Origin of the sequence: Paenibacillus lautus (genome assembly GCF_050482385.1) — a bacterium.
Lineage (GTDB): Bacteria > Bacillota > Bacilli > Paenibacillales > Paenibacillaceae > Paenibacillus_AQ > Paenibacillus_AQ lautus_B.
On record NZ_JBCNHV010000022.1, the window covers coordinates 269459 to 295393 of the forward strand.

Below are 25935 nucleotides of genomic sequence, written 5' to 3' on the forward strand. Positions count from 1 at the left end.
AAAGAGGATATCCCAAGAGGTCCATCAGACCTCCGGGAAATCCCCTTCGTTGTTATTGCAAATTTCGCTTATTCCTAATCAAACCGTACGTCGCCAATGCCGAACCAAGGAAAATATCCGGCTGCCGCATAAGCGCAGCAGGCGGCAGCTGCGAGTAATCCGATGACGAGAAGGTCATAGCGCGAGTAATGCGACGGATAATAATACGTTCTGGACTTCGCCTGATCGCCGTCAAATTGCTTGGCCTCCATCGCGGCGGCTACCCGATGGGCCCGGCGGATGCTCTGCGCCAGCAGCGGCACCACATACAGTCCTGCGCGGTTCACCATGCCGCGAACTCCGCGAATCGGGCGGACTCCTCGTACCTTCAAGGCTTGGCGGCGGATCACATATTCCTCCCACACCATGGGCAGCAGCCGGATCGAAGCCATGAAGCTGTAAGCATACTTGGGTGCAAGCCTCAGCTTCTGCATCAGGCTGTAGAATAAATCCACCGAGGATGTTGTCGTAACGAGCAGCAGCCCCTCCGAGGCAAAGGCAATTCCCTTAAAGCCCAGATGCAACCCCCGGTAGAAGCTTTCTTCCGATACCCGGAATAGCCCCCACTCCCACCAGATCGTCTCCCCCTTACCGAACAGCATCATGGAAGAGGCGGACGATATGAAGGCAAGCAGAAACGGAATGAAGAACAACAGCATTTTCCACGGCCTCACCCCGCTGAGTACCACAAGACAGACCATAAAGATAAACGCTTGATACAAAACAAAATCAAGATCATGGGTTAACACCGTCATGAAAAACAACGCACAGATCAGACCCAGCTTCACCACCGGATTCGCCCGGTGCAGCCAAGTGATCCGCACGGGATTCCATATATTCATGCGTTCACCCCCGTGTGAAGATGATTAGCCACGGCGAAGGTATCGCGAGCGTTGGCAGCGCCATTCACTCCCTTAGCCGCCTGCTCGGATGCAATCCCGCTAGACCAACGCGGGGAAGGCAGGCATGAGGTTAGCTGTCCCTCCCTGATTTCCCATATATGCGTGGCGACCCGCTGCGCAATCTCCATTTCATGCGTCACCATGAGAATGGCGGTTCCCGCGCGGCGCAGCTGCTCGCACATCTCCAGAATAGCGAACGTATTCCGCGCATCCTGTCCGAAGGTCGGTTCATCCAAGAGCAGGACGGACGGCTGTCTTGCCATGGCAGTAGCCACGCTCAAGCGGCGCTTTTGACCTGTCGACAGCTGGTACGGATGCCTGCCCTCCATGCCTTTCAGTCCAAAGCGTTCCAGACAGCGGTCGGCCTGCGCCTTCGCTTCCTCCGGCGGCATATGATCCACCAGCAGGGAGTAAACCACCTCATCCCCGATGCGTTCCGTCAGGAATTGAAGCTCCGGATTCTGAAACACAAATCCGATTTGGCGCAGCTGCTGTTCTCTCTTCTTCCGCACCTTCCTGCGCTTGCCCTGAATGACCTCTTCCCCGCAGAGCACATAGGTCCCTTCGGCGCGAAGCAGCCCCATCAAACTGAGCAGCAGCGAGCTTTTGCCTGCTCCGTTCGGCCCTACCACCGCAATGAATTGTCCCGGAAACACCTCTGCCGATGGGAGGGTGATGACAGGTTTATCCCATCTCATTCCCCTGAAATCCGCCAGTTGAATGACAGGCTCCCCACGTTGAGGGTACGGCGGAGCAGCCTCATGCAGGAGATTACCCAGCTCATCGCCAAGCGCGTTGACCGGAGCAAACAACTCTCTGCCCGCCCGGGTCTGCGCGTAATCCTCCCATACGCCGGGATACCAGATTCCATAGGCTTGGAGTTCCCGCTCATATTCAGCGAATATCGCTGCTGGTGGACCTTCGCCCAGAATCACGCCATCCGGGCTGAACAGCACGACACGATCCACGTATTTGGCCATTTCTTCAATCCGGTGCTCCACGATGATCAGCGTACGCCCTTCCGATACGGCCTTCACCGCGGACCAGATTTGCTCCCTGCCTTCCGGGTCGAGCAGCGCAGACGGCTCGTCAAGGAACAGCACCTCCGGCTCCAGCAGCAGAGCCGATGCCAGCGCCAATCGTTGCTTCATGCCTTGGGACAGATGCCCGATCGGCATATGAAGCTCCTCAAGATCAAGCCCCACCTCGCGCAGGGCCGCCTGCATCCGCTCCTTCATCTCGTCGCGGGGAACACTTAGATTTTCCAGTACGAAAGCCAGCTCTTCATCCACGTACGGCATACAAAACTGGGTATCCGGATCTTGAAATACATAACCCCAAGAGCGCGGAACCAACTGTGCCTCGCATTTCATCGGCACCTCCGTTGCGCGGGGAATCATCCCGCTAAGCACCTGCAGCAGCGTGGATTTGCCACACCCGCTCGGTCCGAGCAGCAGCACCTTCTCCCCGCGGACAGCCGAGAAGGAGAGGTCTTTGAACATCAGTCGCTCCTCGCCCGGATACTTCAGACGCAATCCCTCCACATACACGGCCGGTTCCGGAAGCATCTCAGCAGACTGAGCCGAAACCGGGCTAACCGTGGCATTAGACATGGCTTGGATCATCCAGTGCTTCGTAATCCTTCTTCGACGCGGGACGGAGCAGAGAGGTCACGCCCGTACGATCGAGCGCTTTGGCCAGCAGGAGCATAAGGAGACCTGCAATGACGGCGCCGCTGAGTACCCGCATACCGTATTTGGCCAGAAACATCCACGTCTGCAAGTCATCAGTATAGCTGTAATAGAAGTCCATGATCATCGAGCCGATGGCCGAGCCGGCTCCGGCAACCGCCAGCGTCCACGCCGAGGTGCTCCGATAACGGAACGCCGCGAATACCAATTCAGCCCCCAGTCCTTGAATGAGGCCATACAGCAGCAGGGTCAATCCCCAGCCGCTGCCAAACAGCACTTCCACGTGGGCCGCCGCCACTTCCGCGATAATGGCCACTCCCGGCTTCCGGATCAACAAGTAAGCAAGCGTCGCTGCAGCGAACCACATGCCGTATAACAACTCATCCGCTTCAAAGAACAGCGGTTTTAACAGATTGTAAACCGAACCCCAGAAGTGATAAATGACGCCAAGCACCAGTGATACCAGCACCGTCACCAAAATATCGCTTAACCGCAGTCCTTTTCGGGGCTGAACCCCCAACTTCTCTTGCACAGACGTTCCCATAACAACACATTCCCCTCTCCACCTCTATTTTTGTGTAAACACAACAAAAAACCGTCTGGAAAAACGCGCAGACGGAAAAATAGGCCCTATGTAGGCAGGGGCGGATATTCTCTACGCTGGCATTACCCAGTTCAGATTAACGGTCAACAGCGGATAGCAGCTGCAATCTCAGCCTGATTCACTCAAGCCCCCGTATTCCTATTCGGTTTTATGTTAACTTTAAAATACACATTCACTCCTGAATAAGCAAGAACCTTTTTTCAAAAATGGCTATTTATTGATTTCCATCTCATTCTATGTCAATATCAGAGTGATTGGCTTTTCCACCAACGTTTATTGCTGACACCTATGCAAAAAGGAGAATGACATGGCTAAACAATTGCTGCGTCTGATGACTGAGCTGTCTTCCCGCAAGTGGCTGTCCCGAATCATGGGGCATTGTTCCCACAGCCGGCTGAGCCGTCATCTAATACCTGCATTCATACGAATTTATCAAATTCCGGCGCATGAAGCGGAGAAAGAAATCCACGAATACCGCTCACTGAACGAGTTCTTTTCCCGCCGGTTAAAAATAGGACTCCGCGCCATAGATGACACCGCCGACGCCATGGTAAGCCCAGTCGATGCCACAATTTCGGCAATGGGCGTCGTTAACGCCGGCACCATTCTGAGCGTTAAGGGACAGGATTATACCTTGAGCGAGCTGCTCGCCAAATCACCGAGAATGGAAAACTACATCCACGGCTATGCATTCGTATTGTATTTAAGCCCGACCGACTATCATCGCATTCATTCCCCGGTAACCGGTGTTCAAGCGGAAAGCGAGCATCTGAAGGGACGCGTTTACCCCGTGAACGATTTTGCGATGACCCATATCCGGAATGTGCTCTGCCGCAATGAGCGCCTCATTACCTATATTGCGCATGAGTTCGGCGAAGTTGCCGTCGTGAAGGTCGGAGCCATGAACGTAAGCAGCATCCGTTATGCTGATGAGAACGTGAAGAAATACGAGATCGGTGGCGAACTCGCATACTTTGAATTCGGCTCTACCGTCGTGCTTTTGACGGAGAATGGCACGTTTACTCCGCGTGGTGACCTGGAACCCGGCTCCAAGGTAAAGATGGGAGAACTGCTCGGTTTGCTTCACCCGTCCCCAGCCAGAAAAGGGTAATTCTTTTTACCTTACCAAACATCGCATGACAAGTTACGGCCATGAATCATTCGCTGCATGCATGATTAACGCCGGCCCAGCATCCGATAAATAATCCGCTGAAACAGCCGATCCGGCAGTACGCCCTTGATCCATGCGGTCAGCCGCGTGCCTCGGGGCAGCATATAGCGGAATCTGGGCTTAGCCATGGACGCAATTTTTGCCACAAGCCTGGCTACCTCCTGCGGATCCCCGCTTCCCCTGGCTGTCCGCTCGGAATAGTCCAGCACGCCCTTCAGCAGACCGCTGTAGGGTGATCCTTCCTTTACCGTAAGCTCCCCAAAGCTTTTGTTCCAGATCGGCGTACCATAGGCACCAGGTTGGATCAACACGACATCAATGCCAAAGGGCATCACTTCCATGGACAAGCTTTCGCCAAACCCTTCCAGCGCAAATTTGGAGGATGCATAGGGTCCATAACCCGGAAATCCGACCACGCCGCTAATGCTGCTCATGAGAATGATTTTGGATTTTCCAGTTCGGCGGAGCAGCGGCAGCATATGCTGCGTCACCGATACGGTCCCGAAAAAATTCGTCTCCATTTGCTTTCGCCAGCCGCTGAGCGTCACTTCCTCCACCATGCCGCCTACCGCCTCGCCGGCATTGTTCACCAGCACGTCCAAGCGGCCATACCTCTGCTCTAACTCCAGAACAACGGCCTTGACTTGTTCCTCAATGCAGATATCCAGCTGGAATACGTGTACACGCTCGGCAACATCGGCTTGCTCGGCTCGAGCCAACAGTTCTGCAGCCGCCTCAGGCCTGCGCAGACCCGCTGCCACGTCATAACCTGCTTTTGCCAACTCCAGACTGATGAGCAGTCCGAACCCGCTCGAAGCGCCCGTGATCAGCGCAACCTTCCCTGTTCCCGCCGTTACCATCGGATCACCGCTTGCTCCGCCAATGCCTCACTATCCTTCACTCCCATCACCCTTCCGTTATCCGAAATGCTCACCCGTCTATTTTTCGTCACCCTGCGTTTAGCGCTTTATGCGTATTCCTAATATAACAAAATTAAATTTTGCAACGTAACCAGAGTTCCTATCTGCATATGATCCTTTTACAACGTAACCAGACAGAGTCCCTATCCAAATATGTATCCATTAAATAACCCCACAAAGTGGAGCCTATGCTTCGATGCTTATTCCAAATACTTTGCGGGGACCCCAAAACATATCGAAAAAAAGGGAGCCATTTAGCTCCCTTTTGCGTTCATCCAGAGAAAAGCGTATATGATAACGGGATTCAACGTCACCCGTATGTAGGCCAGGTCTCATTTAAAACCACACATCCTGATGATCCTGAGTCGTTGTCTTCATCCGGCGCAAGCGATTTCTGAAAATAGCGCAGCCACCACGACTGAAGAAACGTCCACGCACCCGTCTTCTTGGGCTCATTCCTCTCTCCCCCCTTCTAAAACTGTATCTCATTTATTACCCTAAATTGCTTGCTATGAAACCATTAACCCCTCCCACCAATCAGGTAAGTTATGGAAGGGCGAGGGAATCACCGAATCTCGGATGGGCTCTTGCCCGTATACTGCTTAAATTGCCGGCTGAAAAAGAAAATATCCCGGTAACCCAGCGCGTCGGCTACCTCCGTTACGTTCATGCCTTGATGCAGCAGCAGATGCTGCGCTCGCTCGATCCGCATCTGAATGATGTAAGATTGCACCGGCGTGCCGATCAGTTCCTTGAACTTGATCGAGAAGTAACGGGGGGACAACCCCGCTCTAGCGGCCAAATCCTCTACCCGATGGGGAACCCCCGGGTGCTGACGGACATAATTCGCGATTTCATGGATAGCCTCTGACAGCTGGTTGCTTGCTTTTTTGACCACCGGCTCAGCAAGATCCGAACGCAGCAGATGAATCATCAGCTGTTTCAGAATAAGCTGCCCCTCCTCCAATGATCCGTAGGGCTTGTCCAGATACAAACGCACGTAGCGCGCGAGCAAATATTCAAAATCCATCGTTTCCGTCAGCTTGCGATAGGATGCAGGGATATGCTGCACCAGGTCGGCCACATCAAAATGGATATATGTCAATACGAGCGGTTTCTGCGGATTGTGCGTCGCACTCGTATGATCTCCTGGTCGGAACAGGAAGCAGCTTCCTTTTCCCACAGCAAAGGGCTCGTCATTGAGCTCGACCGTGCCTTCGCCGCTCCATACATAGAACAAATCATAATTCTGCATGGGTCTTTCGCGTTTTTGCCATTTCCAGCCTGGCTCACATACGATTTTGGCAAGCGCAGACATGATTATAAAAGAAGACGGCGATGCATTTAGCATCACGTCATAACCCCCTCATCTCATTCAAAAATTGACCTCTTTTCCATCATACCCGTTTTTTATGTTTTTTGCATGTCCAGCCATGCCTGCGCAATCCGGGCAACTCCTTCTTCGATGCTGGATATGTCCAGATGTGAGAAGCCGAAGCATGCGGCAGGCAATCCGGGTGTACGATGATATACCGATGCATTCCGAAACATGACGCCGCGTTTGCGGGCAGCTTCCTGGAACAGGGCATACTCTTCCTCGGAGCGCAGCCAGTTCGCATAAACATGCAATCCGGCATCGCCGGGATGAAGACGAAACAGGTCGGAGGCATGGGTAACCATCGCCTGACGAAGCGCCTCATACCGTGCACCATACAGCCGGGTCATTCTTCTAAGATGCCGACCGTAACCCCCTCGCACAATAAAGTGCGCCAGCGCGCGCTGCTCCAATACGGCTGGTGAGATCGGCTCGTACAGAGCCTTAGCCTGCACGACCGCCTCAACCAGGCTTGGGGGCAGCACGGCGTACCCGATGCGGAGCCCGGTGAACATCGTTTTGGAGAACGAACCGACGAAGATGACACGTCCCTCGTTATCCAGCATCCGCAGGGGCTCAATTGGCTTGCCGCCCCAGCGGAACTCACTGTCGTAATCATCCTCGATAATAAAGGCCTGACGGCTTCGCGCCCAATTCAGCAGCGCCCGTCTTCGCTCCAGCGGCAGCACCGCTCCCGTCGGGTATTGACGGCTGGGGCTTACGACAAGCAGACCGGCGTCCCAGTCACGCGGTATCAATCCGGTATCGTCAACTGGGGATGGCAGCGGAATCCCGCCACTCAGGCTGATGCCCCGATAGATTCCTTGATAGCCCGGATCCTCCATGACCACCTGATCACCAGGATCAACCAGCAGCTGAAACAGGAGGACTAGCCCCTGCATGGATCCGCTGAAGATCACGATATGCTCGGGGTCGGCCTGTATTCCCCGCGTAAAACGCAGGTGTCCGGCTATCGCCTGGCGTAGTTCGAGATCTCCCTCCGGCGGTGCTCCGTTCTGCAGCTCGACTCCCCCGCTTCCACCTGCATAGGATAACGCGCTCCTCCACTCCGAATACGGAAAATCCTCCATGGGCATCCATGCATTCGCGAATGAAATTGTACCTGGGGGAGGTTCTCTCAGCAGCATCTGTGCCGAGGTATAATCCCCGCTTTGGCCAACCAGTCGTTGCCCCCATGAGGAGAGCACCGGCGCTCCCTCGACCAGCGGCGGCTGTTCTTCCATAGCTATCCCTTCCGCCACGTAAGTTCCGCTGCCCTGCCTGGACACAACATAACCTTCGGCCATCAGCATGTCATAACTCTGCGCGGCCGATCCTCTGGACACACCATACAGCTTTGCCAGCTCGCGTGTAGCGGGAAGGCGGGTTCCTTCCGGCAGCTTGCCGCTATGAATGGCAGCGCGAATCGCGTGGTATAGAGCCAAATATTTATATCGATATTGTTCCACATACGTCTCGAACGGCAATCCCAGCTCCATCATGACGACTCCTATCATTCTTGATATAAAATTGGACTATATAAATTACTCTAAATTGGTGCTTTTTCCTTGTCAATATTCATCATAAACTGTTATTCAAAATGATAGGGGGAGCGTTTAACCATGAGAAGAGACGAGTTTGCGATGGAGGATCAACAAGAGATCGAGGATTTCCTCAGCGGCATGAGCTTTGGTTTCCTTGGAACAGCCGATGAAGAGGGGATCCCGCGTGTAACGCCCTTGAACTTCGCCTATGTTAACGGAGCGTTCTATTTTCACGGCAGCCGGATGGGTGAAAAAATGGATCATCTGCGCCGGACGCCCGCCGTGTGCTTTACCATAGCTGATGAGTATGCACTGATCCCTTCCTATTTCTCCGATCCGGAGATGGCCTGCCCGGCTACGGCCTACTTCAAAAGCGTAATAGCGATCGGCGAGGTGGTGATCGTGGATGATCTGGAGGAAAAGGCTCTTGCGATGGAGGCACTGATGACAAAACTGCAGCCTGAAGGCGGATACCGCGCCATTGACGCGAATGACCGGGCTTATATCCCCAGACTGAAGGGGGTAGCGGTCATCAAGCTAACTCCACAGCGAATGAGCGCCAAGTTCAAATTCGGCCAGAACCTGAAGCCGGATTCGCTCCAGGCCGTAGTCGAAGGGCTTGAATGCCGCGGCAAAGAGCGGGATAAAGAAACCGCCGGACTGATATGCAAGCATCACCCTGGACCGCGTTAAAGCATTACAATTATCCGTGACGGTTACTGGGCTAAGTGGTATAATGTTAGGCAATGAAAACGTAAAGCAACTTGTCACCTACACTTACCTTAACCAAAAGTATTCGGAAGGAAGGAATCAGTTCATGAACCCATTGGTTGGTCAATTGAATGGAAAAATGCACGCCGGCAACCCGCATGTGTACGACATGCTCTCCACACTCGGCAAAGAAATCTACTTCCCGAAAGAGGGCATCCTGAGCCAATCTGCGGAAGCGACGAGCCATGCGAAAAAATATAACGCTACGATCGGTATTGCAACCGAAGGCGGAGTCCCGATGCATCTGGGCGTCATCCAGGACAAACTTTCGGCTTACCAGCCGAAGGATCTGTACCCGTATGCCCCTCCGGCAGGCAAGCCGGAGCTGCGCTCTGTATGGCGAAACAAGATGCTTCAAGAGAACCCTTCGCTCGAAGGCAAAAGCTTCAGCAATCCCATCGTCACGAATGCGCTGACGCATGGTCTTAGCATCGTAGCCGATTTGTTCGTGGATGAAGGGGACGCCGTGATTTATCCCGATAAAAACTGGGAGAATTACGAGCTGACATTCGGCATTCGCCGCCATGGCATTCATGTAACCTATCCTCTCTTCACGGACGATATGAAATTTAACGCCGAAGGACTTCGACAGGCTCTGCTCAGCCAGAAGGATAAAGGCAAGGCGGTCGTCCTGTTGAACTTCCCGAACAACCCGACAGGTTATACGCCTGGTGCTCAGGAAGGGGCTGCCATCGTGTCCGCGATCCAGGAAGCCGCCGAAGCCGGCATGAATATTGTCGTTGTTACCGATGATGCGTATTTTGGATTGTTCTTTGAAGATTCGCTGAAGGAATCGCTCTTCGGACGTCTGGCAGGCCTTCACCCTCGCGTGCTTCCTGTGAAGGTCGACGGTGCGACCAAGGAAGAATTCGTATGGGGATTCCGTGTCGGCTTTATCACGTATGCGGCAGAAGATAAAGACGTGTTGGAAGCACTGGAGCAGAAGACGCTTGGCATTATCCGGGCAACGATATCCAGCGCCTCCCACCCTTCGCAAACCTTTGTTCTGGAGGCGCTGAAGGCTCCGGAATTCCACGAACAGAAGGAAGAAAAATTCATCATCATGAAAGGCCGCGCGAACAAAGTGAAATCCATTCTCGACAGCGGCAAATACGGCGATGCATGGGAATACTATCCGTTTAATTCCGGTTACTTCATGTGCCTGAAGCTGAACACGGTAAACGCCGAGGAACTCCGTTCCCATCTCATCCATGAGTATGGCGTAGGAACCATCGCCCTTGGCGAGCATGATCTCCGGATCGCCTTCTCTTGTATTGATGAGGAGTATTTGGAGGATCTGTTCGATCTGGTCTATAAAGGGATTCAAGACCTGCAGAAGGCTTGATGATCGGCTGTATATGAAGAAGATATAAGCTCCAGATAACGAGAACATCAAACTCTTCAGCCCTCTCACTTCCCTGTAGGAAGTCGGGAGGGCATTATTTATGTTCTGCGACATTCCTAAAATACACCGTTCATGCCGCCAAATATCCGACCTAAAACATTAAAATAGATCATGATAAAAGACAATATAAGGGCTATAGGTAAAACGACTACAAATTGCATTTTATTTTTAGGAATGATAAGTAATAAAACCAAGATCATCATTAGATATACTCCCATAAGCCATGGGATTAAATAGTAATGAGTGTGAATGGGTAAGTAAGCATGACGTAATTCAAACCCTTCTGACAGCAAAGCTGTGATGGGAAGCGCCGAAACCATATGAGAAAACAATCCATTTCCACGCGCATACCACATAATATAAGCGCAAACAGGAGATATCACCGCGCATATACCCCAAAAAACAATGGCTCTCTCTGGGAAAAAGTGTAGAAAAAGCACGGTGTAAGCATAATAAACGGTAAGCATAGATCCAAAGAAGACGAATACTTTTACAGCTGCTATTTTGGGCGAGTAGCTGAAAACCGATAAAAGCGTTCCAACAAAGACCCATATACCAAGACGTCCACCGATATTGTCAAATACGGGGTTGATACCTGGAGTATCCACAAGTTTTGCTGCTAAACCCAAAATTACTCCGATCATTATTGCATTTACTATGGAAAAGACTTTTTGTTTTGTAGTTGATTTGTTCTCTTCTCTAATCTGATTCAACCTATTATGTATTTTCATCTCATCCCCCCATTTCCCCATGATTATTTTCCATCCTAACATAAATGAAGGCTCCCTTCTTGCTGTTAGAAGACGCTCCATGTACAAATCGTTCCTCCCATCGCTGTTGCCCCCACATTTCTTGGAATGGGTTCTGACCTAGGACGAAATGTGGGGGCAAAGGCGAGCGCTGACGCTTGTCCGGAATCGATTCGTCCTCTCCGCTGCGCCGTGCAGATTTCTTACATCTGGTTCGCATCATCAATGAAGCCATTAACCGTTTGGACCACCGAATCTTTGCGAGTGCCTATCCCGGCGGCGGTCGAGACAGCTACCATCCCAAGATGCTCACTAAAGTCAGTCATCGTCTACGGCTTACACACGACGGAACTACTCTTCTCGTCAGATCGCCAAAGCCGTTCACGAGAATGTCATGTTCATGTGGATTGCCAGAAACAGCGTCCGGATTTCCGAACCATCAATCGCTTTCGTCCCGAGCGTATGAAAGACGTACTGAAGAAGATTTTCACGAGCGTGCTTCTGTTTCTTTCCCAGGAAAATTACGTCAAATTGGAACATTACTTTGTGGACAGCACCTTCATTTTTTCTTCTGCCACAAGTAAACGCTCGCCCATACACATAGACGATTAGCCACATACAATACCGTGTACTACAAATCAACGAACTGAAAGGGGAATGAACATGGGTGCAGTTGAAGAAGTAAGACACGGTGGATACGGCGGATACGGCGGTGGATACGGAGTTGGAGCAATCCTGGTTCTCTTTATCCTGCTCGTTATCATCACTCGTTCTTTCTGGGTGTAATGACAACTAGATAACAGCCGAACAGAAATCGCAGCTCGCCACACCACGCACTGCGATTCCTGCAAACGGAATAACCCATACTATAAATGACAATAGAAGGCCGGGACGCTAACGTCCCGGCCTCTTCCCATTTATTCGTCGTCATCGTCTTCACGCCGGCTCTTCCGAGCAGCAGCGCTTCGGAACAGAAATACAAGCACGATACCTGCAACCAGCGTACCCAATATACGCCCGGGGGCACTAAGAATGCCCGGAATGAGCGGGAGCCACAGCAGGACAGCCCAGAACAGCTGCACCTGGAAGATGAGCTTCCCTTCATTGTCGCGGCGCGTTCCTTCCGGAAGCGGGTAGACATGCAGCCAGAACGATTCCGGATGAAGTTTTCGGAGTGCAGACAGTTGGAGTCCGATAATCATCAGGCTGACCAAATACACAATCGCCGATACCAGACTCTCCCGGGTTGCCCACACAAGAAAGGCACCCAGCAGTCCGACCCGAATCAGTATACCCAGAATATCACTGCGCGTCAGGCTCTTAATGAGAAGAAAGCGATAGGCGCTTTCCTTCTTCCACGCCAATCCCTTGCCCCAACCTGACAGCCATTTCCGCGCATGGACACGCTGCCCGCGCTGAGGCACATTCACGAACCAGCTCAGCACCATCATCACCCGGCTCGCCTGTCTCTCATCGACGGCGATTAATCGCTCCCAAGCGACCAAATGCTTGACGGGGACTGACAAGGCGGCAACATACGTAAGGCCGAGCAGAGCCATAAATAGGAGGGCGCGGCCCGGTGGATGCCATAACCAGGCGGCTAAGCTCAGCGCCGGAACGATCCAGCGGAGTGCCCGGTAGGCTGCTGCCGCGTTCCTTGACACCATGAGCTGCTCCTTCCAGCTCCCATAGCTGGACAGCAGTTTAAACAGCGTCAGAACAACAAACGTAGCGAGCAGCGGTTTTGGCGAAACATCGCTGCGTATGTATAGAGGCCATAGAATTAACATCACCAGTCCTAAACCGATGATTTTATAAATGACGCCGCTGAACCACGCTTTACTGAAGTATTCCTTCATCCGGGATTCCTGCGGAATGAGGAACACCGTGTCCGCCGAACGCAGATACGTGCGGATACTGCTGTTGATCATGAGGGGTACAAGAATAATCATCACGATCCAGCGAATCGGCAGATCTGGCGGAACTTGCTGCAGTAGAGCGGTGTACCAGGCAGCGAATGCAATCAGCACGAACAGAAATACGACGGCTACTCCGCTCTGTATGACATAACCCAGATAGGGGAAAATTTCACCCCAGAACTGCCCGCGTCGTTTGACATACAGCTCACGCAAATTCATTCGCCGTTACCGTCCTGAATCAGCACATTAAACAACTCCTCCAGCGACATGCCGGGTCTTCCGGCTTGATCCTGGATCTCCTTCAGCGTCCCCTGAGCAATGATGCTGCCGCGGTGCAGCACGATGAACCGGTCGCAATAATTCTCAATCGTGGAGAGAATATGGGAGCTCAGCAAGACCGAAGCCCCGGACGCCTTCAGCTCCAGCATGAAGTCAAGCAGCGAACGTATCCCGAGCGGATCAAGCCCCAGGAAGGGCTCGTCAATGATGTACAGCGACGGTCTGGCTACGAACGCGCACATGATCATCACTTTTTGGCGCATACCCTTGGATAAATGCGTGGACAGGCTGTCCATCTTCTCTTCCATACGGAACATCTTGGCCAGCTGCTCCGAACGCGCCTCATAATCTTCATGGGATACGCCATAGGAACGTGCCGTAAATTCCAGATGCTCGCGTACCGTCATCTCCTCATACAGCAGCGGGGATTCAGGAACAAACGCCAAGGCGCCGTGATAAGCTTCCGAATGCTCCGTGCGGCTCTTCCCTTGAACCTGAATACTCCCTTTTTGCGGATTCATCAGCCCGAGAATATGCTTCATCGTGGTACTCTTGCCCGCGCCGTTCAGGCCGATTAATCCTACCATCTCACCCGGCTCAACCTGAAAGGTTACGTCGTGAAGAACCGGTCGATTCATGCTATACCCGCCGCTTAATCCTTGAACAGACAATACCGGCTGTTCACTCATTATCGATCACCTCTTATTCTGAAAAGTCCGGTCCTTATGGATTTTGACCATATCCGCTGAATCGGACCCGAAAACAACCTACCGGTTACAAGCTCCGCGTTTATGGAGTATTAGCTCCGTGGAGGCTTGTTCTTCAACCATTTCGGAGCGCCCTTGTTCTTGCGATCCCGGTCCCTCTCACTCTGACGCTGACCCGATGCCTTTCCGCTTCCCGCCTTTCCATTGGCGCTGGTGGAAGCAGGCTTTCGGGCTGGTTTGTCTTTACGGGCAGGATCCCCGGCTGACCCACGTGGACCGTGTCCTCGATCGGTTGGCGTTGAACGAGGGGTTCTTACCTTGCCGCCATAAAGGGCGCGTTCTTCGATCGATATGCCCAGCTCGCGATTGAACTTGCGCATGATAAACGTCTGCCGGTCCGTTACGAGTGTTATCGCCATGCCGCTCCGCCCCATGCGTCCAGTACGTCCTGCGCGGTGTGTATAATGCTCGGCATCAATAGGAGGATCGTAGTTGATCACCATACCGAGTCCTTCGATATCTAGTCCGCGGGCAGCGACATCGCTAGCGACCAAGAGCTTGGTACGCCCTTCTCTAAACGCATTCAAAACCCGGCTTCTAGTCATCTTGTCGGCATCACCATAGATGGCAGCCGCATTTAAGCCGAGGTAGTTCAACTTCGCTTCAACCTCTGCCAAATTCTCGGTGGCATTGACGAAGACAATCGCACGGTCTGGATTGTAATGCCGGACCACGCGGCGCAGCATGTCCAACTTGTCACGCTCTTCCGTCACAAAATAATAATGCTCCAGCGCGGACGGCGTCCGCTGCTCCGGATCAATCCCGATTTCGACCGGCTGATCCATCTCCTTCTTAACGAGCTCTGCCGTTTCCGGACTTACCGTGGCAGATAAGAACACCAATTGGCGGTCACGTAATGCACTGCGCAGAATACGATCCACATCGCCGGCGCCGCCCAGATTAAACACTTGATCCACCTCGTCCACTACGATCGTAGTCACTTGGTGCATCTTCAGTTTCCGGATTTCGATTAGTTCCCGAACACGTCCCGGTGTCCCTACAATCAGCTGCGGATGCAGCTTAAGCTTTTCAATCTGACGCTTGGCCGCGGCACCGCCGATGAGACCGAGCACACCGATTCCGCGGGCCTCTCCGTAACGCTCACTCTCTCTCACAATCTGTACGGCAAGCTCTTGGGTCGGCGCAAGAATCAATTTCTGAGCTCCCTTGATCTCCGGATCGATGCCCTGAAGCACAGGCAGCAAATAGGCAAGCGTCTTTCCTGTGCCTGTCTGGGAAGTCGCAAGCACGTCCTTGCCTTCGAGTATGGGCGGAATCGCCTCAGCCTGAACGGGAGATGGCGTGACAATGCCAAACTCCGTTAACCTGGAGGACAAATCCTCGGCTATTCCTAATGTATGAAATGTAGTTGCAGTCATATGTTAGTCCATCCTTTTTTTAGATATCAGAAGTCTATCATTCCAAAGCGCGTCTGCCTGATATCGCTAGAAAAACCTTCCGATACATGTGGTTTATTTACTTTCATAGTGGTGGTAGCAGGCGTGTTTCCTAATAAGTGTTATTCGCTCTTTTTCATTATATGCCAAAACAGGAGTCCTCACCAAATCAAACATCCTAAACGGCTGTGAACAGCACTTCATACATGGCCATTCGAATAGGCTCGGTCCCCCACCTGTTTAAGGCAAAAGAGAAAGAAACGACTTGGCGGCAGCAGATAGCGGAATACCCCGAAGCGTTGCAATTCCTATGCTGCGCTCGGGAATTGGCGGATGGAGCGGCACCTCGATCAGCTGACCTGCTTGCAATTCCTCGTTAGCATAGTCGCGAATGACAAAAGCCAAGCCAAAGCCGCTCCGGGCAAACTGTACCAGCAGCTCAATGCTGCCAAGCTCAAACTCGGGTTTCAGCGTGACACCCTGCAGCTCAGCGTACTGATCGACATACATTCTTGTGCTCCCGCCCCTCTCCAGCATAAGCAGTGGGTAGCTCCCGATATCGCGAAGGGACAATGGGTGTTGTAACTTGGCCCGCTCCGCAAATGACTTACCGGCAACTAAACAATCATGAATCGGGGAACTCGCGCGAAAGTCGATTTGTTTATCGGAGGCCGGTAAATGAACGATGCCAAAATCAATCTTCCCTTCCTTGAGTAGGGACAACGTTTCCGGGGTTGTACGGTTAGTAATGCGGATGCGAATATCCGGATAGGCGGCGTGGAAATACTCCAAATGCGGCAGCAGGTAATACTTGCACAGCGTATCGCTTGCTCCGATATTGATTTCACCACTGTGCAAATTATGCATGTCCGCAATCGCCTTCTCGCCGATCTCGATAAAGCTGAAGGCCTGCTCGATATAGCGAAACAGCACATCACCCTCCGACGTGAGTTTAACCCCCCTGGTTGTCCGGAAGAACAGCGGCCCTCCGATCGTTCCCTCTAAATGTTTAATGGTATGGCTGACGGCCGGCTGGGTGATATGCAGATGCTCCGCTGCCTTCGATAAACTGCCGAGCCGGGCAGTCCAATAAAAGACACGATACCACTCCATATTGATTTCCATCATGATAACCTCGATTTTATCAAATGATAACGGGAACCTGTATTGAAAGATATAGCTAAAAAATTCATCCGTTACCCGTATTCTTCTCTACAGAATCGTATAACATAAATTAATCTAATGTCTACTATTACTAATATCAATTTTATTTATAATGTTGTAACTCATATAATGAGCCCTGTAAAAGAAAAAGACCGTAGGAGGCGAACACGTTTTGACAGTCACAGCCATTGTAGGAGCCAATTGGGGAGATGAAGGCAAAGGAAAAATGACGGATGTTCTTGCGGCGCAATCGTCGTATGTCGTTCGATTTCAGGGAGGGAGCAATGCAGGGCACACCATTATTAACGATTATGGGAAGTTTTCGCTGCATATGCTGCCATCGGGTGTATTCTATCCCAACGTAACGAATATCATCGGTCCGGGAACGGCTTTGGATATTGAGGTATTGATCAAAGAGCTGCAGGAGCTGGAAGCAAGGAACGTTCCCGCCCCCAAGCTGTTTATATCGGAGCGCGCCCAAGTCGTGCTTCCTATTCATCGGCTGTTGGATGAACTGGAAGAAGAGCGGCTAGGTGCCCGGGGATTCGGTTCTACGAAACGCGGGATCGCGCCATTCTATGCGGATAAATATGCCAAGCTGGGCATCCAGGTCGCTGATCTGTTCCACCCCGAGCGACTTCGTGAACGGCTCGAGCAGATGCTCGCCATTAAGAACGTGCAGCTGCAGCATCTGTACGGGAGAGATCCGCTAAGCGTTGATGAGATGGTCACGCAACTGCTGGAGTCCTTCCAGTTCCTGTCTGCGTATATCGAGGACACGACCACGCTGCTGCAGCAGGCCTATATAAAAGGCGACCCCATCTTGGTTGAGGGCCAATTAGGAGCACTGCGCGACCCGGATCACGGGATCTACCCGTTCTCGACGTCATCCTCCACGCTGGCAGGCTATGCACCGGTCGGGGCAGGACTGCCGCCGTACGCCATCAGCCAAGTCATTGCTGTTGTTAAGGCTTATTCAAGCTGTGTCGGCGCTGGCCCCTTCGTGACCGAACTGCATGGGGATGAAGCGGATGAGCTTCGCCGCCGCGGCGGGGACGCAGGAGAATACGGTGCAACGACCGGCCGGCCAAGACGAATGGGATGGTTCGATACGGTAGCTACACGTTACGGCTGCATGGTGCAGGGTGCTACCGAAGCCGTTCTCACCAACCTTGATGTCCTGGGGTATCTGGATGACATCCCCGTATGCGTTGGCTACGAATTAGAGGATGGAAGCATCATTGACCATTTTCCGGTAACGGCCGATTTACAATCAGCGAAGCCTGTTCTGAGAACGCTGAAGGGCTGGAAATGCGACCTGTCGCATATCCGATCCTTTAAAGAGCTCCCAGAAGCCGCGCGGCAATATGTGCAATTCATTGAATCATCCATTGGCGTCCCCATCAAGACGATCTCCGTCGGCCCGAGACGGGATCAGATTATGATGAGATAACCGGGTGATGGCTTGCTTTCACTTGATTTACGAAGCCTTCCAGAATCCTCCGGACTCCACGGGGATCGCTCAGCATTGGCAAATGGCCGGTGCTGAGGCTTTCCACCCCATCCGCAGACAGATTGGCTATCATGCTTTCCTGCATGGATAATCCGAACTCTTTGTCTTGGATGAGCTTCACATAAAGCTTTGGCACATCGGGAATAGACGCTTGAACGCGATCCGTATAGACTCTGCGCGCTTCCGGAACAAACTCCGCTGCGATTCGGGAGGCCTGCTCCTCCGGCAGATCACTGCACAGCCCAGTACGGACTACGGATTCGGGCGGCTTTGTGCCAGCCGTTTTTAAGAGGATCGGCATAATGATCCTCTGTGGAAACGGAAGCGCCGAAACAAACGAACCACCGCGCTTAGGAATGGCCGCACCGATGGCAATAAACCCGGCAACACGGCCTGTGAACCGGGATGCCAGTTCGATAGCCAAAACCCCGCCCAGGGAATGCGCAACAATGACAAACTTGTTCGTCCCCCACGCTCTCACCTGCTCCGCCATATGGTTTACGTAATCCTCCAGTCCCAAATGATGTCCGGATATCTCAGACCCGTACCGCAATGGGTAATCCACTTTCAAACACGGATGACCCAGCCCTTCCACAACGAAATCCCATATGCCTCCGTTCAATCCTGCTCCATGAATAAAAACAAATCCTAGCTCTTCTTTAAACTTGTCTTGTTTCATCCTATATTCTCCTCCCATGATAGCCCCTGTCCCAAGGATTCATCGTGAACCCTTGCTTCTTGAGAACATCATATCCTTTAAATAAGACAAATCTTGTCTTGTTTAGAGAATAAGATAAAATAAATGATACGAGATGGAGGTCGTTCTATGCAGAAATCCCAACGTCTGATTCAATTAATGATGATGATCAATGCAAAAAAGTCATTTACCGTAAAAGAGCTGGCCGATGAATTCGGTCTGTCCGTCAGGACCCTTTCGAGGGATTTGGATGAGCTGAGCGGGCTCGGCGTTCCCATCTACTCTGTGCAAGGTCGAGGCGGCGGCTACAGATTGCTGCAGGAACGGATGCTGCCGCCGATCAGTTTCACGGAAAGCGAAGCAATCGCCATCTTTTTTGCCTGTCAATCCTTAAGCTATTTCAGCACCCTGCCATTCGGTGATGGAGCCGCCACGGCACTCCACAAGTTCTATCATTATTTGCCGGCAGATACGAAGGAGCAGATCGACCGTCTTAAGGATCGCGTCATGATTCACAGTCCATTCCGTGCGATGTCGACCGAGATTTTACAAACGCTAATGGAAGCCGTCATGGTTCGGCAAGCGGTCACCATCTCCTATCGTGCATCCGCCGGAAGCAGTCAGCGGCATATTCAGCCTATCGGTTTGTATGCAAGCTCAGGCTATTGGTATTGTCCGGCCTACTGTTTCACTCAAGAGGATATCAGACAGTTCAGAGTCGACCGGATCATTGCGGCCAGTCCCAATGCGTCCATCACGATCCGTGAAGATATCGCTAACCAAACGCTGCGTGACATACCGGAAACCGGGAATGGGGAAATGAAGCCGTTTGAGGTACAATTAACTTCTAAAGGGGTTTGGCTGCTTGAAACAGATACTCGCCTCGGTCCCCACATCCATAAGAACAAAGATGGCAGCGGAGTCGTTCAGCTCGAAATACCAGCAACCAACGTCACCTTCTATTCGGAATATGTGTGGCGTCTCGGAGAGGAAGCAACCATCATCTCCCCAGCTGAAGCGGTTCAATGGACCCGAGAGAAAATTGAATCCATGAGGCTGAGATATACATAATGGTAAATCGATTCCGTATAAAATATATAAAGAAGGAGAACATACATGACTTCACAAATTGATTCTTTAATCCAGCGAATAACAGAAGAACTTCAAGAGGTGCCCGGCGTCATAGGGGTCGTACTGGGTGGATCCAGAGCTAAAGGAACCGCCAAACCGGATTCCGATATCGATATCGGCATTTATTACGATGAATCATTAGGATTCAAGGTGGAGAACATCGCTAGGGTGGCGAAGAAATTAGATGACGAGCATCGGGATGGGATTATCACTTCATTAGGTGAATGGGGTGCCTGGGTTAACGGGGGTGGGTGGTTAGTGATCGAGGGGTATCATGTGGATTTCTTATTCCGTGATGTACACCGCGTGTCCAGCATCATCGACGACTGTTCCGCAGGCTTGGTATCCGCTCATTACCAAACCGGACATCCGCATGCTTATCTGAATGTGATGTATATGGGGGAAATCGCGATTTCTCGCATACTGTGGGATTCGGATAACCGAATACAGACTCTGAAAGCCAGAACGGCTCCTTATCCAAAAGCATTAAAGGATGCAATGGTCGGCTTCTTTACCTTCGAGGCATCCTTCTCCTTAATGTTTGCGGATAAAACAGCTGCCAGCGATGATATCACCTATGTAACCGGTCACTGCTTCCGCTGCATTTCGTGCTTGAATCAGGTGTTATTTGCCAAAAATGAGTTGTACTGCATCAATGAGAAGCGTGCGGTGGCCATGATCGAAACCTTTCCCATCAAGCCGGCAAATTACAAGCAACGCTTGGACCAAGTAATCACACTGCTCTCATCAGATACAGAAAAAACAAAACAAGCCACTGCGCTGCTTCAGGAGCTTGTTGCCGAAACGGAAGCGTTATAGCTCTGCAGCCGTTATTTCTTATTCATCCATTTGTAAGACACGCGGTCTGCAAACCTTGGAAACAGCTGATACAGCCTGATGCCAAAGGAGGCAAGCCTCGGAAGATTGAGTTCTTCCTTGCGCTTTCTCACCAGCTTCACAACCTGATCCGCAACATATTCGGCCTTCATCATGAACCAGCTCACATTGTTGACATAACCGCCTGTCGGATCTGCCAAGGAAAAGAACGGGGTATCGATAGGACCCGGGTTTACCGTAGACACGATTATGCCCGTATTCCGCAGCTCCTGCCGGAGTGAATTGCTAAATCCAAGTACAGCATGCTTGGTAGCCGAATAGGCCGTGGATTTGGCCGTTCCGATTTTTCCGGCCATGGATGCAATGTTCACGATGTGGCCGTCAGCCCGCTTCAGCATCCCTGGCAGAACGGCTTGCGTACAGCGCACGATGCCCATATAATTAACGTCCATCATGTCTTGAAACTCTTCTTGGCGCATGTCCATAACAGCTTCGAACTTGCCGTATCCGGCATTGTTAATGAGCACGTCGATTCTGCCATGGCGACTAAGAAGGTCCTCCATGACAGACTGCACCTGCTCAGGGCTCTGAACATCCATGGTTGCAAGCTCATGGGGGCCCGGCATTCGCGTACCCACCGCCTGCAGACGTTCTACCGAACGGGCGCACAGCACCACGTATGCTCCTTCCGCAGAAAGCTTCTCTGCGATCAAAGCGCCAATTCCGCTGGATGCTCCCGTTACGACGACAACTTTATTTTTCAGCATGATTTCATATCCCTTTCTTTGCCGGCACAGCTCTTGATTCCTCATCAATTACAGAGCCTTATATACACGGCCATTGGGTTCATTACTCCTATTTTATGAAATCATGACTTGAATATCCAGCTCTCCGATTCCTTCCATTCTCAGCGGAATACAAAGTGCCTTCTTCTGAATAAGAGTAGATGTGCTATCCGACTTCATGACTTTGGGAGGTGTAATATCCACGCTGACTCCCTGGTTCGATAAAATGGTGCTGGCATTGCCGCTGATCATGTTGCCGAGCTCTGAAATTGCACTTTGTCCCATTTCATCCATCTCGGTAATGACATAGCCGCCCATCATCACTGATACCATCTGCAAGGCTACCTGCTCCTGAATCCCAAATACAATGTCACCGTTCATTTGGCCTGTCATGCCGATTTGGATCCAGATATGATTCTCCAAATATCCGATCTCTTTGACCCCAAGATTCCCCGTGGAAGGTGAAACCTGTATGACTTGTTCGATCACGTGTCGTGCGGACTCTAAAAAAGGATTGATGACTTCCGCTTTCATTCCTCATTACGCCCCTTTCACTGGGTTGTTGGTCAGGGTCCCAAAGTCCCACCTATATATTTAAACATTATAATGGATACCTTGTAATAAATCATCACAAAATAGCGACAGCCCTCATTCCAACAACTGTCTTGCCATGTCAGCTATCGCTTGAAACGCTTTAGTACGAAGATATTCCTTTCGCTTAAACGGGCCTTTGGTCTCACCTTTGTTCTATGTCTACTTTACTATTATCGGAAGGATTCCCCATCTTTTAATAATAATTAAATGGAAATTAAAATGTTTTTCATTTTTTCGGCCGAAAACGACCAGGTTTGCTCCCTTCGTTGCTCCACCGGGAAGAATAACCTATAATTTAAATAATACAGATTGCACGCGATAGATGAGCGGAAGAATATATCAAGTAAGGAGGAAGGCTATGAACATCAGCCAATTGGAAACACTTATTACCATCTCCAAAACGATGAGCTTTCGCAAAGCGGGAGAGCTTCTTAATCTGACACAACCGGCGGTATCCGCCCAGATCAAGAGCCTAGAAGAAGAATTTAAAACGGTGCTGGTGGACCGGAGTCAGCCCGTAACGTTAACCGACCGGGGGCAGGTCTTCGTGGACCATGCCGAACAAATCCTCGGGATCGTGGATGAGCTGAAGCAGCGGCTATCCGACCTTGATCAAACTCCCCAGGGTCATATTCAGCTGGGTACAACCACTTCCATAGCGATTCAGATCCTGCCACGGGTACTTTCCTACTTTCAGGATCAATTCCCTCATATTAAAACAACCATTCAATCCATGGCCTCATCACAAATCTATCACAGCGTAGAGAACGGGCTCATCGACATCGGGATCGGTTATCTGATTGAACGCAATCCCAACTTGAGCACATCCATTCTGTACTACGATACCTTTGAGCTTGTCGTATCCCCTCAACACCCACTAGCCAAACTCTCTACGGCAAGCATGGATGTGCTAGGTGGAACCCCCCTTATTCTGCTAACACGTGACACCGTCGGCCGCCGCTTCGCAGATGACGTAATGAAAAAGCACGGCATTGAGCCGCAGGTTGTCATGGAACTGTCAAGCAGTGAAGAAATTAAACGGATGGTCGAGATCAATTTGGGCGCAGCCATTATATCGAAGCAGTCCGTCGCGACGGAGCTTCGCAACGGCACCCTGCAGATTGTTCCCCTGAGCGAGCTTGAAGTTAGCCACCCTGTCGGCGTAATCTATAAGAGCGGACGATACGTCAGCTCCGCTATGCGTCAATTCCTCAGTGATCTGAAGGGCATGCCCGAGACACAGTTCATCAGCAGCGAATAACGCCCCATCAAACCTAGAATAATAACCAATCAAGCGATATGAAGGAGGTCAACATGAAATTTGATCTGCACACCCATCATTTCCGCTGCGGCCACGCAGACGGCAACATTCGAGATTATATCGAGGCTGCGATTGCGGCAGATTTACAGGTGATTGGAATCTCGGACCACACTCCATACTTCGGGAGCCCGGAAGAGCAGCCCTTCCCAGCCATCTCCATGGCAAAAGCGGACTTTGCGAAGTACGTACAAGAAGTTCTGGACTTAAAGCGGGAATATGAAGGTAAAATCAAAGTCCTGCTGGGCATTGAGTCCGATTATTTTCCGAATCATGCTCAGGTGTATCAGCAGGCGTTAACGGCCTACCCTTTTGACTATATCATCGGCTCCATCCATCACGTCAGGGATGTCAGCATCTTCAATAAAAACCGCTGGAAGAACCTGACGCCGCAGCAGCAGATTGCCGATAAAGAGGAATACTTCAATCTGATCCGCCAATCCGCACGAAGCGGAATGTTCCAGATCATCGCCCATATGGATGCCATGAAGGGCAATTATCCGCTGTTCTCCGAAATCAAGGCCGACGAAGCGATCGAGGAAACGTTGAAAGTCATCGCGGAATCGGGCCTGGCGATTGAGATCAACACTTCCGGCAAAACCAAGCTGTGCGGCGGCTGGTATCCATCGAGCGCCATCTTGGAGGTCGCGCACCATCACGGCGTTGACGTCACCTTCGGCTCCGACGCCCACAAGCCGTCACGGGTCGGAGATGAATTTGACGAAGTGGCCAAAGTGCTCAAAGAAATCGGATACACGGAATGGGTATATTTCGAACAAAAACAGAAAGTGACCGTACCTCTTTAAGAGGTTGTTCAAAAGGTCCGATTTTGATAAGAAAACCTGATCGATGTCAGTTCAAGGATGAGCGACCGCGATTCAAAGGTAGGCTTTCTTGTGATATAGAATTTCATCAGCTCTGCTGATAACGTATAATTTCTATATCTAACATGAAGTGAATCAAGAAGCAACTCGGCATCGAATCTTGAATTCAGCCGGGCCTTCCGGTGCTCACGTACAAACTACGTACGCTCCGCTCCTCACTCCCTAGCTTCATCCAACTCAAGCGTTTTGTAAAAACGCACGTCGGAAGCATAAGCTTCGGTGCTGAAAACCGACCTTTTTGAACACGTACTTTAATGGGGTACTTCCTTCTGTTTTTTTGCATTTACGTACGGGGTGCAGCAAAAAAGGGCAAAAAAAAGTGGACCCGTTACCGGGTCCAAAACATAATATATATTCTCAAAAGGGGGTCATGTGATAAGTTTAACCCGCGGCTGTTAGAGTTTGATAACAGGTATATTTCATTTGTGTAACAAATTCCAAGTGAGCCTTTCATCTTGACATGTTCAGATCACCGATTTCATTCCCTTCATGCCATTGAGCGCAAGGTGAGCACGGTAAGCTCCGGTTTGCATAAGAAACGAAAAGGCAGCTGCGTCATGCCAATTCCCCTGTTTACATAGAGCAGCATTCCATCCGAACCGATGGTATATAGACCTTGCACATAACGCTTTGCCCCGGGCGGCGTGATCACCTCTCCTATCCAGGGCAAACGGATCTGGCCCCCATGGCTGTGTCCCGATAGCTGGAGATGGAATGAATGGGCTGCCGTTGTGTCAGCATAATCCGGCTCGTGCATCAGCAGCAGCTTGAACATCCCGTCGGGTAAATCTTGAATGGCCGCTGCCGGATCCGGCTTGCCCCAGAAAACATCGTCCAAACCTGCCACTGCGATAACAGCACCATCCCGCCTTAGCTTCACGGCGGTGTTCCGCAGCACCTGAAATCCGGCCTCTTCCTCCATAGAAATCAGTGTCTCCACATCTTTGTAATCATGGTTACCCAATATAGAGAATAAGCCGAGAGGGGCCTTCAACTCGTTGAACGGTTGAATGGCAGCCCTCATATCCTCAGTGTTACCGTCCACCATATCCCCTGTGAAACAGATCATGTCCGGTTTCTCATGTTGAATCGCTTGTACCACACGGGCCACGTCTTTTACCCCGGTGTGAAAGCCCAGATGCAAATCGCTAAACTGAACGACCTTCATCCCATCAAAAGCCTTAGGAAGTGAAGGAAGCGCCAATGTCCGTCTCGTAATGTCCAATTGATGAGGCTCCCATAAAGACGCGTAAGCCCCGCCTGCAGCGCCAACACCAACCACGGCGGAAACACCGATCTTCAGAAATTGGCGGCGTGACATCTTCGTCTGCATGACGTCTCGCTTTGCCGCGTCATGGGCTGTACCATGGGGAGTCGACGAGGATGGATTTCTCATAGGTGGACTTCCTCCTATATAATAATAAAAGTGTACAAGTTTTAACGGCCTTACGGTTATTCATATATATGGAATAGCAAGAG

At 51.3% G+C, this 25935-nt stretch carries 24 protein-coding genes and 1 pseudogene; 10 read left to right on the top strand and 15 right to left on the bottom strand.

From position 1 onward, the window contains the following. Nucleotides 1-74: 74 nt before the first annotated feature. From ABEW73_RS26640 to ABEW73_RS26650, 3 genes are read right to left on the bottom strand one after another with little or no spacing between them, the layout of a single operon-like run. Complete coding sequence (locus tag ABEW73_RS26640; RefSeq protein WP_430163490.1) at nt 75-881, bottom strand: energy-coupling factor transporter transmembrane component T family protein; 807 nt, start codon at nt 879-881, stop codon at nt 75-77. Next, on the bottom strand, nt 878-2554 hold the full coding sequence (locus ABEW73_RS26645; protein ID WP_430163493.1) for an ABC transporter ATP-binding protein: 1677 nt from the start codon (nt 2552-2554) through the stop codon (nt 878-880). Before ABEW73_RS26645 ends, ABEW73_RS26640 begins: the two co-directional genes overlap by 4 nt. Further along, nucleotides 2547-3176 (bottom strand): ECF transporter S component, encoded by a 630-nt coding sequence (locus ABEW73_RS26650; RefSeq protein WP_430163497.1) that lies wholly within the window; start codon nt 3174-3176, stop codon nt 2547-2549. Before ABEW73_RS26650 ends, ABEW73_RS26645 begins: the two co-directional genes overlap by 8 nt. 367 nt (nt 3177-3543) lie before the next feature. Here ABEW73_RS26650 and asd point away from each other — a divergent pair, with 367 nt between their 5' ends. Continuing rightward, nucleotides 3544-4347 carry an archaetidylserine decarboxylase gene (gene asd, locus ABEW73_RS26655; RefSeq protein ID WP_430163500.1) on the top strand — a complete coding sequence of 268 codons (804 nt, stop codon included), beginning with the start codon at nt 3544-3546 and terminating at the stop codon, nt 4345-4347. A 65-nt stretch (nt 4348-4412) separates the two neighbouring features. On the opposite strand, the gene ABEW73_RS26660 is transcribed toward asd, so the two are convergent. The 3 genes from ABEW73_RS26660 to ABEW73_RS26670 form a co-directional block, all read right to left on the bottom strand. Then, complete coding sequence (locus ABEW73_RS26660) at nt 4413-5267, bottom strand: SDR family oxidoreductase (protein WP_430163503.1); 855 nt, start codon at nt 5265-5267, stop codon at nt 4413-4415. A gap of 625 nt (nt 5268-5892) precedes the next feature. Beyond that, the gene (locus ABEW73_RS26665) at nt 5893-6678 is read right to left on the bottom strand and encodes a helix-turn-helix domain-containing protein (RefSeq protein ID WP_430163506.1); all 786 of its coding nucleotides are present in this window, start codon (nt 6676-6678) and stop codon (nt 5893-5895) included. A gap of 59 nt (nt 6679-6737) precedes the next feature. Beyond that, nucleotides 6738-8201, bottom strand: a complete 1464-nt coding sequence (locus tag ABEW73_RS26670; protein WP_430163509.1) for a PLP-dependent aminotransferase family protein — start codon at nt 8199-8201, stop codon at nt 6738-6740. Nucleotides 8202-8324: 123 nt separating this feature from the next. Between ABEW73_RS26670 and ABEW73_RS26675 the strand changes: the two genes are divergently transcribed. After that, a complete protein-coding gene (locus ABEW73_RS26675) occupies nt 8325-8939 on the top strand; it encodes a pyridoxamine 5'-phosphate oxidase family protein (protein ID WP_430163512.1) in 615 nt (204 codons plus the stop codon). 124 nt (nt 8940-9063) lie between these two features. Beyond that, entirely contained in the window at nt 9064-10362 is a 1299-nt protein-coding gene (locus ABEW73_RS26680; RefSeq protein WP_430163515.1) for an aminotransferase class I/II-fold pyridoxal phosphate-dependent enzyme, read from the top strand. A gap of 116 nt (nt 10363-10478) precedes the next feature. Here the strand turns inward: ABEW73_RS26680 and ABEW73_RS26685 are convergent, their stop codons facing one another. Continuing rightward, nucleotides 10479-11234 carry a hypothetical protein gene (locus ABEW73_RS26685; RefSeq protein ID WP_430163518.1) on the bottom strand — a complete coding sequence of 252 codons (756 nt, stop codon included), beginning with the start codon at nt 11232-11234 and terminating at the stop codon, nt 10479-10481. A 143-nt stretch (nt 11235-11377) separates the two neighbouring features. On the opposite strand from ABEW73_RS26685, the pseudogene ABEW73_RS26690 reads away from it, so the two are divergent. Together ABEW73_RS26690 and ABEW73_RS26695 are read left to right on the top strand one after the other, a co-directional pair. Beyond that, nucleotides 11378-11747, top strand: a pseudogene (locus ABEW73_RS26690) (transposase); the annotation flags it as partial. An 87-nt stretch (nt 11748-11834) separates the two neighbouring features. Further along, entirely contained in the window at nt 11835-11957 is a 123-nt protein-coding gene (locus ABEW73_RS26695; protein ID WP_009592125.1) for a hypothetical protein, read from the top strand. Nucleotides 11958-12088: 131 nt separating this feature from the next. On the opposite strand, the gene ABEW73_RS26700 is transcribed toward ABEW73_RS26695, so the two are convergent. From ABEW73_RS26700 to ABEW73_RS26715, 4 genes are all read right to left on the bottom strand, one after another. Beyond that, nucleotides 12089-13309, bottom strand: coding sequence for an ABC transporter permease (locus ABEW73_RS26700; protein ID WP_430163521.1), 1221 nt, complete (start codon nt 13307-13309; stop codon nt 12089-12091). Continuing rightward, a complete protein-coding gene (locus ABEW73_RS26705; RefSeq protein ID WP_213643262.1) occupies nt 13306-14058 on the bottom strand; it encodes an ABC transporter ATP-binding protein in 753 nt (250 codons plus the stop codon). The genes ABEW73_RS26700 and ABEW73_RS26705 overlap by 4 nt, the downstream gene beginning before the upstream one ends. Nucleotides 14059-14168: 110 nt before the next feature. Next, nucleotides 14169-15515, bottom strand: a complete 1347-nt coding sequence (locus ABEW73_RS26710) for a DEAD/DEAH box helicase (RefSeq protein WP_430163524.1) — start codon at nt 15513-15515, stop codon at nt 14169-14171. Between the two features lie 258 nt (nt 15516-15773). Then, complete coding sequence (locus tag ABEW73_RS26715) at nt 15774-16658, bottom strand: LysR family transcriptional regulator (protein WP_430163740.1); 885 nt, start codon at nt 16656-16658, stop codon at nt 15774-15776. Nucleotides 16659-16869: 211 nt separating this feature from the next. Here ABEW73_RS26715 and ABEW73_RS26720 point away from each other — a divergent pair, with 211 nt between their 5' ends. Further along, the gene (locus tag ABEW73_RS26720) at nt 16870-18150 is read left to right on the top strand and encodes an adenylosuccinate synthase (protein ID WP_430163527.1); all 1281 of its coding nucleotides are present in this window, start codon (nt 16870-16872) and stop codon (nt 18148-18150) included. Here the strand turns inward: ABEW73_RS26720 and ABEW73_RS26725 are convergent. Next, nucleotides 18137-18889, bottom strand: a complete 753-nt coding sequence (locus ABEW73_RS26725) for an alpha/beta fold hydrolase (RefSeq protein WP_430163530.1) — start codon at nt 18887-18889, stop codon at nt 18137-18139. The two genes, ABEW73_RS26720 and ABEW73_RS26725, sit on opposite strands and share 14 nt — an antisense overlap. 147 nt (nt 18890-19036) lie before the next feature. Here ABEW73_RS26725 and ABEW73_RS26730 point away from each other — a divergent pair, with 147 nt between their 5' ends. Both ABEW73_RS26730 and ABEW73_RS26735 read left to right on the top strand, forming a co-directional pair. Beyond that, entirely contained in the window at nt 19037-19978 is a 942-nt protein-coding gene (locus ABEW73_RS26730) for a helix-turn-helix transcriptional regulator (RefSeq protein ID WP_430163533.1), read from the top strand. 45 nt (nt 19979-20023) lie between these two features. Next, complete coding sequence (locus tag ABEW73_RS26735; protein ID WP_430163536.1) at nt 20024-20857, top strand: nucleotidyltransferase domain-containing protein; 834 nt, start codon at nt 20024-20026, stop codon at nt 20855-20857. Between the two features lie 11 nt (nt 20858-20868). Here the strand turns inward: ABEW73_RS26735 and ABEW73_RS26740 are convergent, their stop codons facing one another. Continuing rightward, nucleotides 20869-21642 (bottom strand): SDR family NAD(P)-dependent oxidoreductase, encoded by a 774-nt coding sequence (locus ABEW73_RS26740; protein WP_430163539.1) that lies wholly within the window; start codon nt 21640-21642, stop codon nt 20869-20871. A 93-nt stretch (nt 21643-21735) separates the two neighbouring features. Then, on the bottom strand, nt 21736-22194 hold the full coding sequence (locus ABEW73_RS26745; protein ID WP_430163542.1) for a chemotaxis protein CheX: 459 nt from the start codon (nt 22192-22194) through the stop codon (nt 21736-21738). A 418-nt stretch (nt 22195-22612) separates the two neighbouring features. On the opposite strand from ABEW73_RS26745, the gene ABEW73_RS26750 reads away from it, so the two are divergent. Beyond that, the gene (locus tag ABEW73_RS26750; protein ID WP_071222421.1) at nt 22613-23515 is read left to right on the top strand and encodes a LysR family transcriptional regulator; all 903 of its coding nucleotides are present in this window, start codon (nt 22613-22615) and stop codon (nt 23513-23515) included. A 53-nt stretch (nt 23516-23568) separates the two neighbouring features. Continuing rightward, nucleotides 23569-24378 (top strand): histidinol-phosphatase, encoded by an 810-nt coding sequence (locus ABEW73_RS26755; protein WP_430163545.1) that lies wholly within the window; start codon nt 23569-23571, stop codon nt 24376-24378. Nucleotides 24379-24943: 565 nt separating this feature from the next. On the opposite strand, the gene ABEW73_RS26760 is transcribed toward ABEW73_RS26755, so the two are convergent. Next, complete coding sequence (locus tag ABEW73_RS26760) at nt 24944-25852, bottom strand: metallophosphoesterase (protein ID WP_430163548.1); 909 nt, start codon at nt 25850-25852, stop codon at nt 24944-24946. Nucleotides 25853-25935 lie beyond the last annotated feature (83 nt).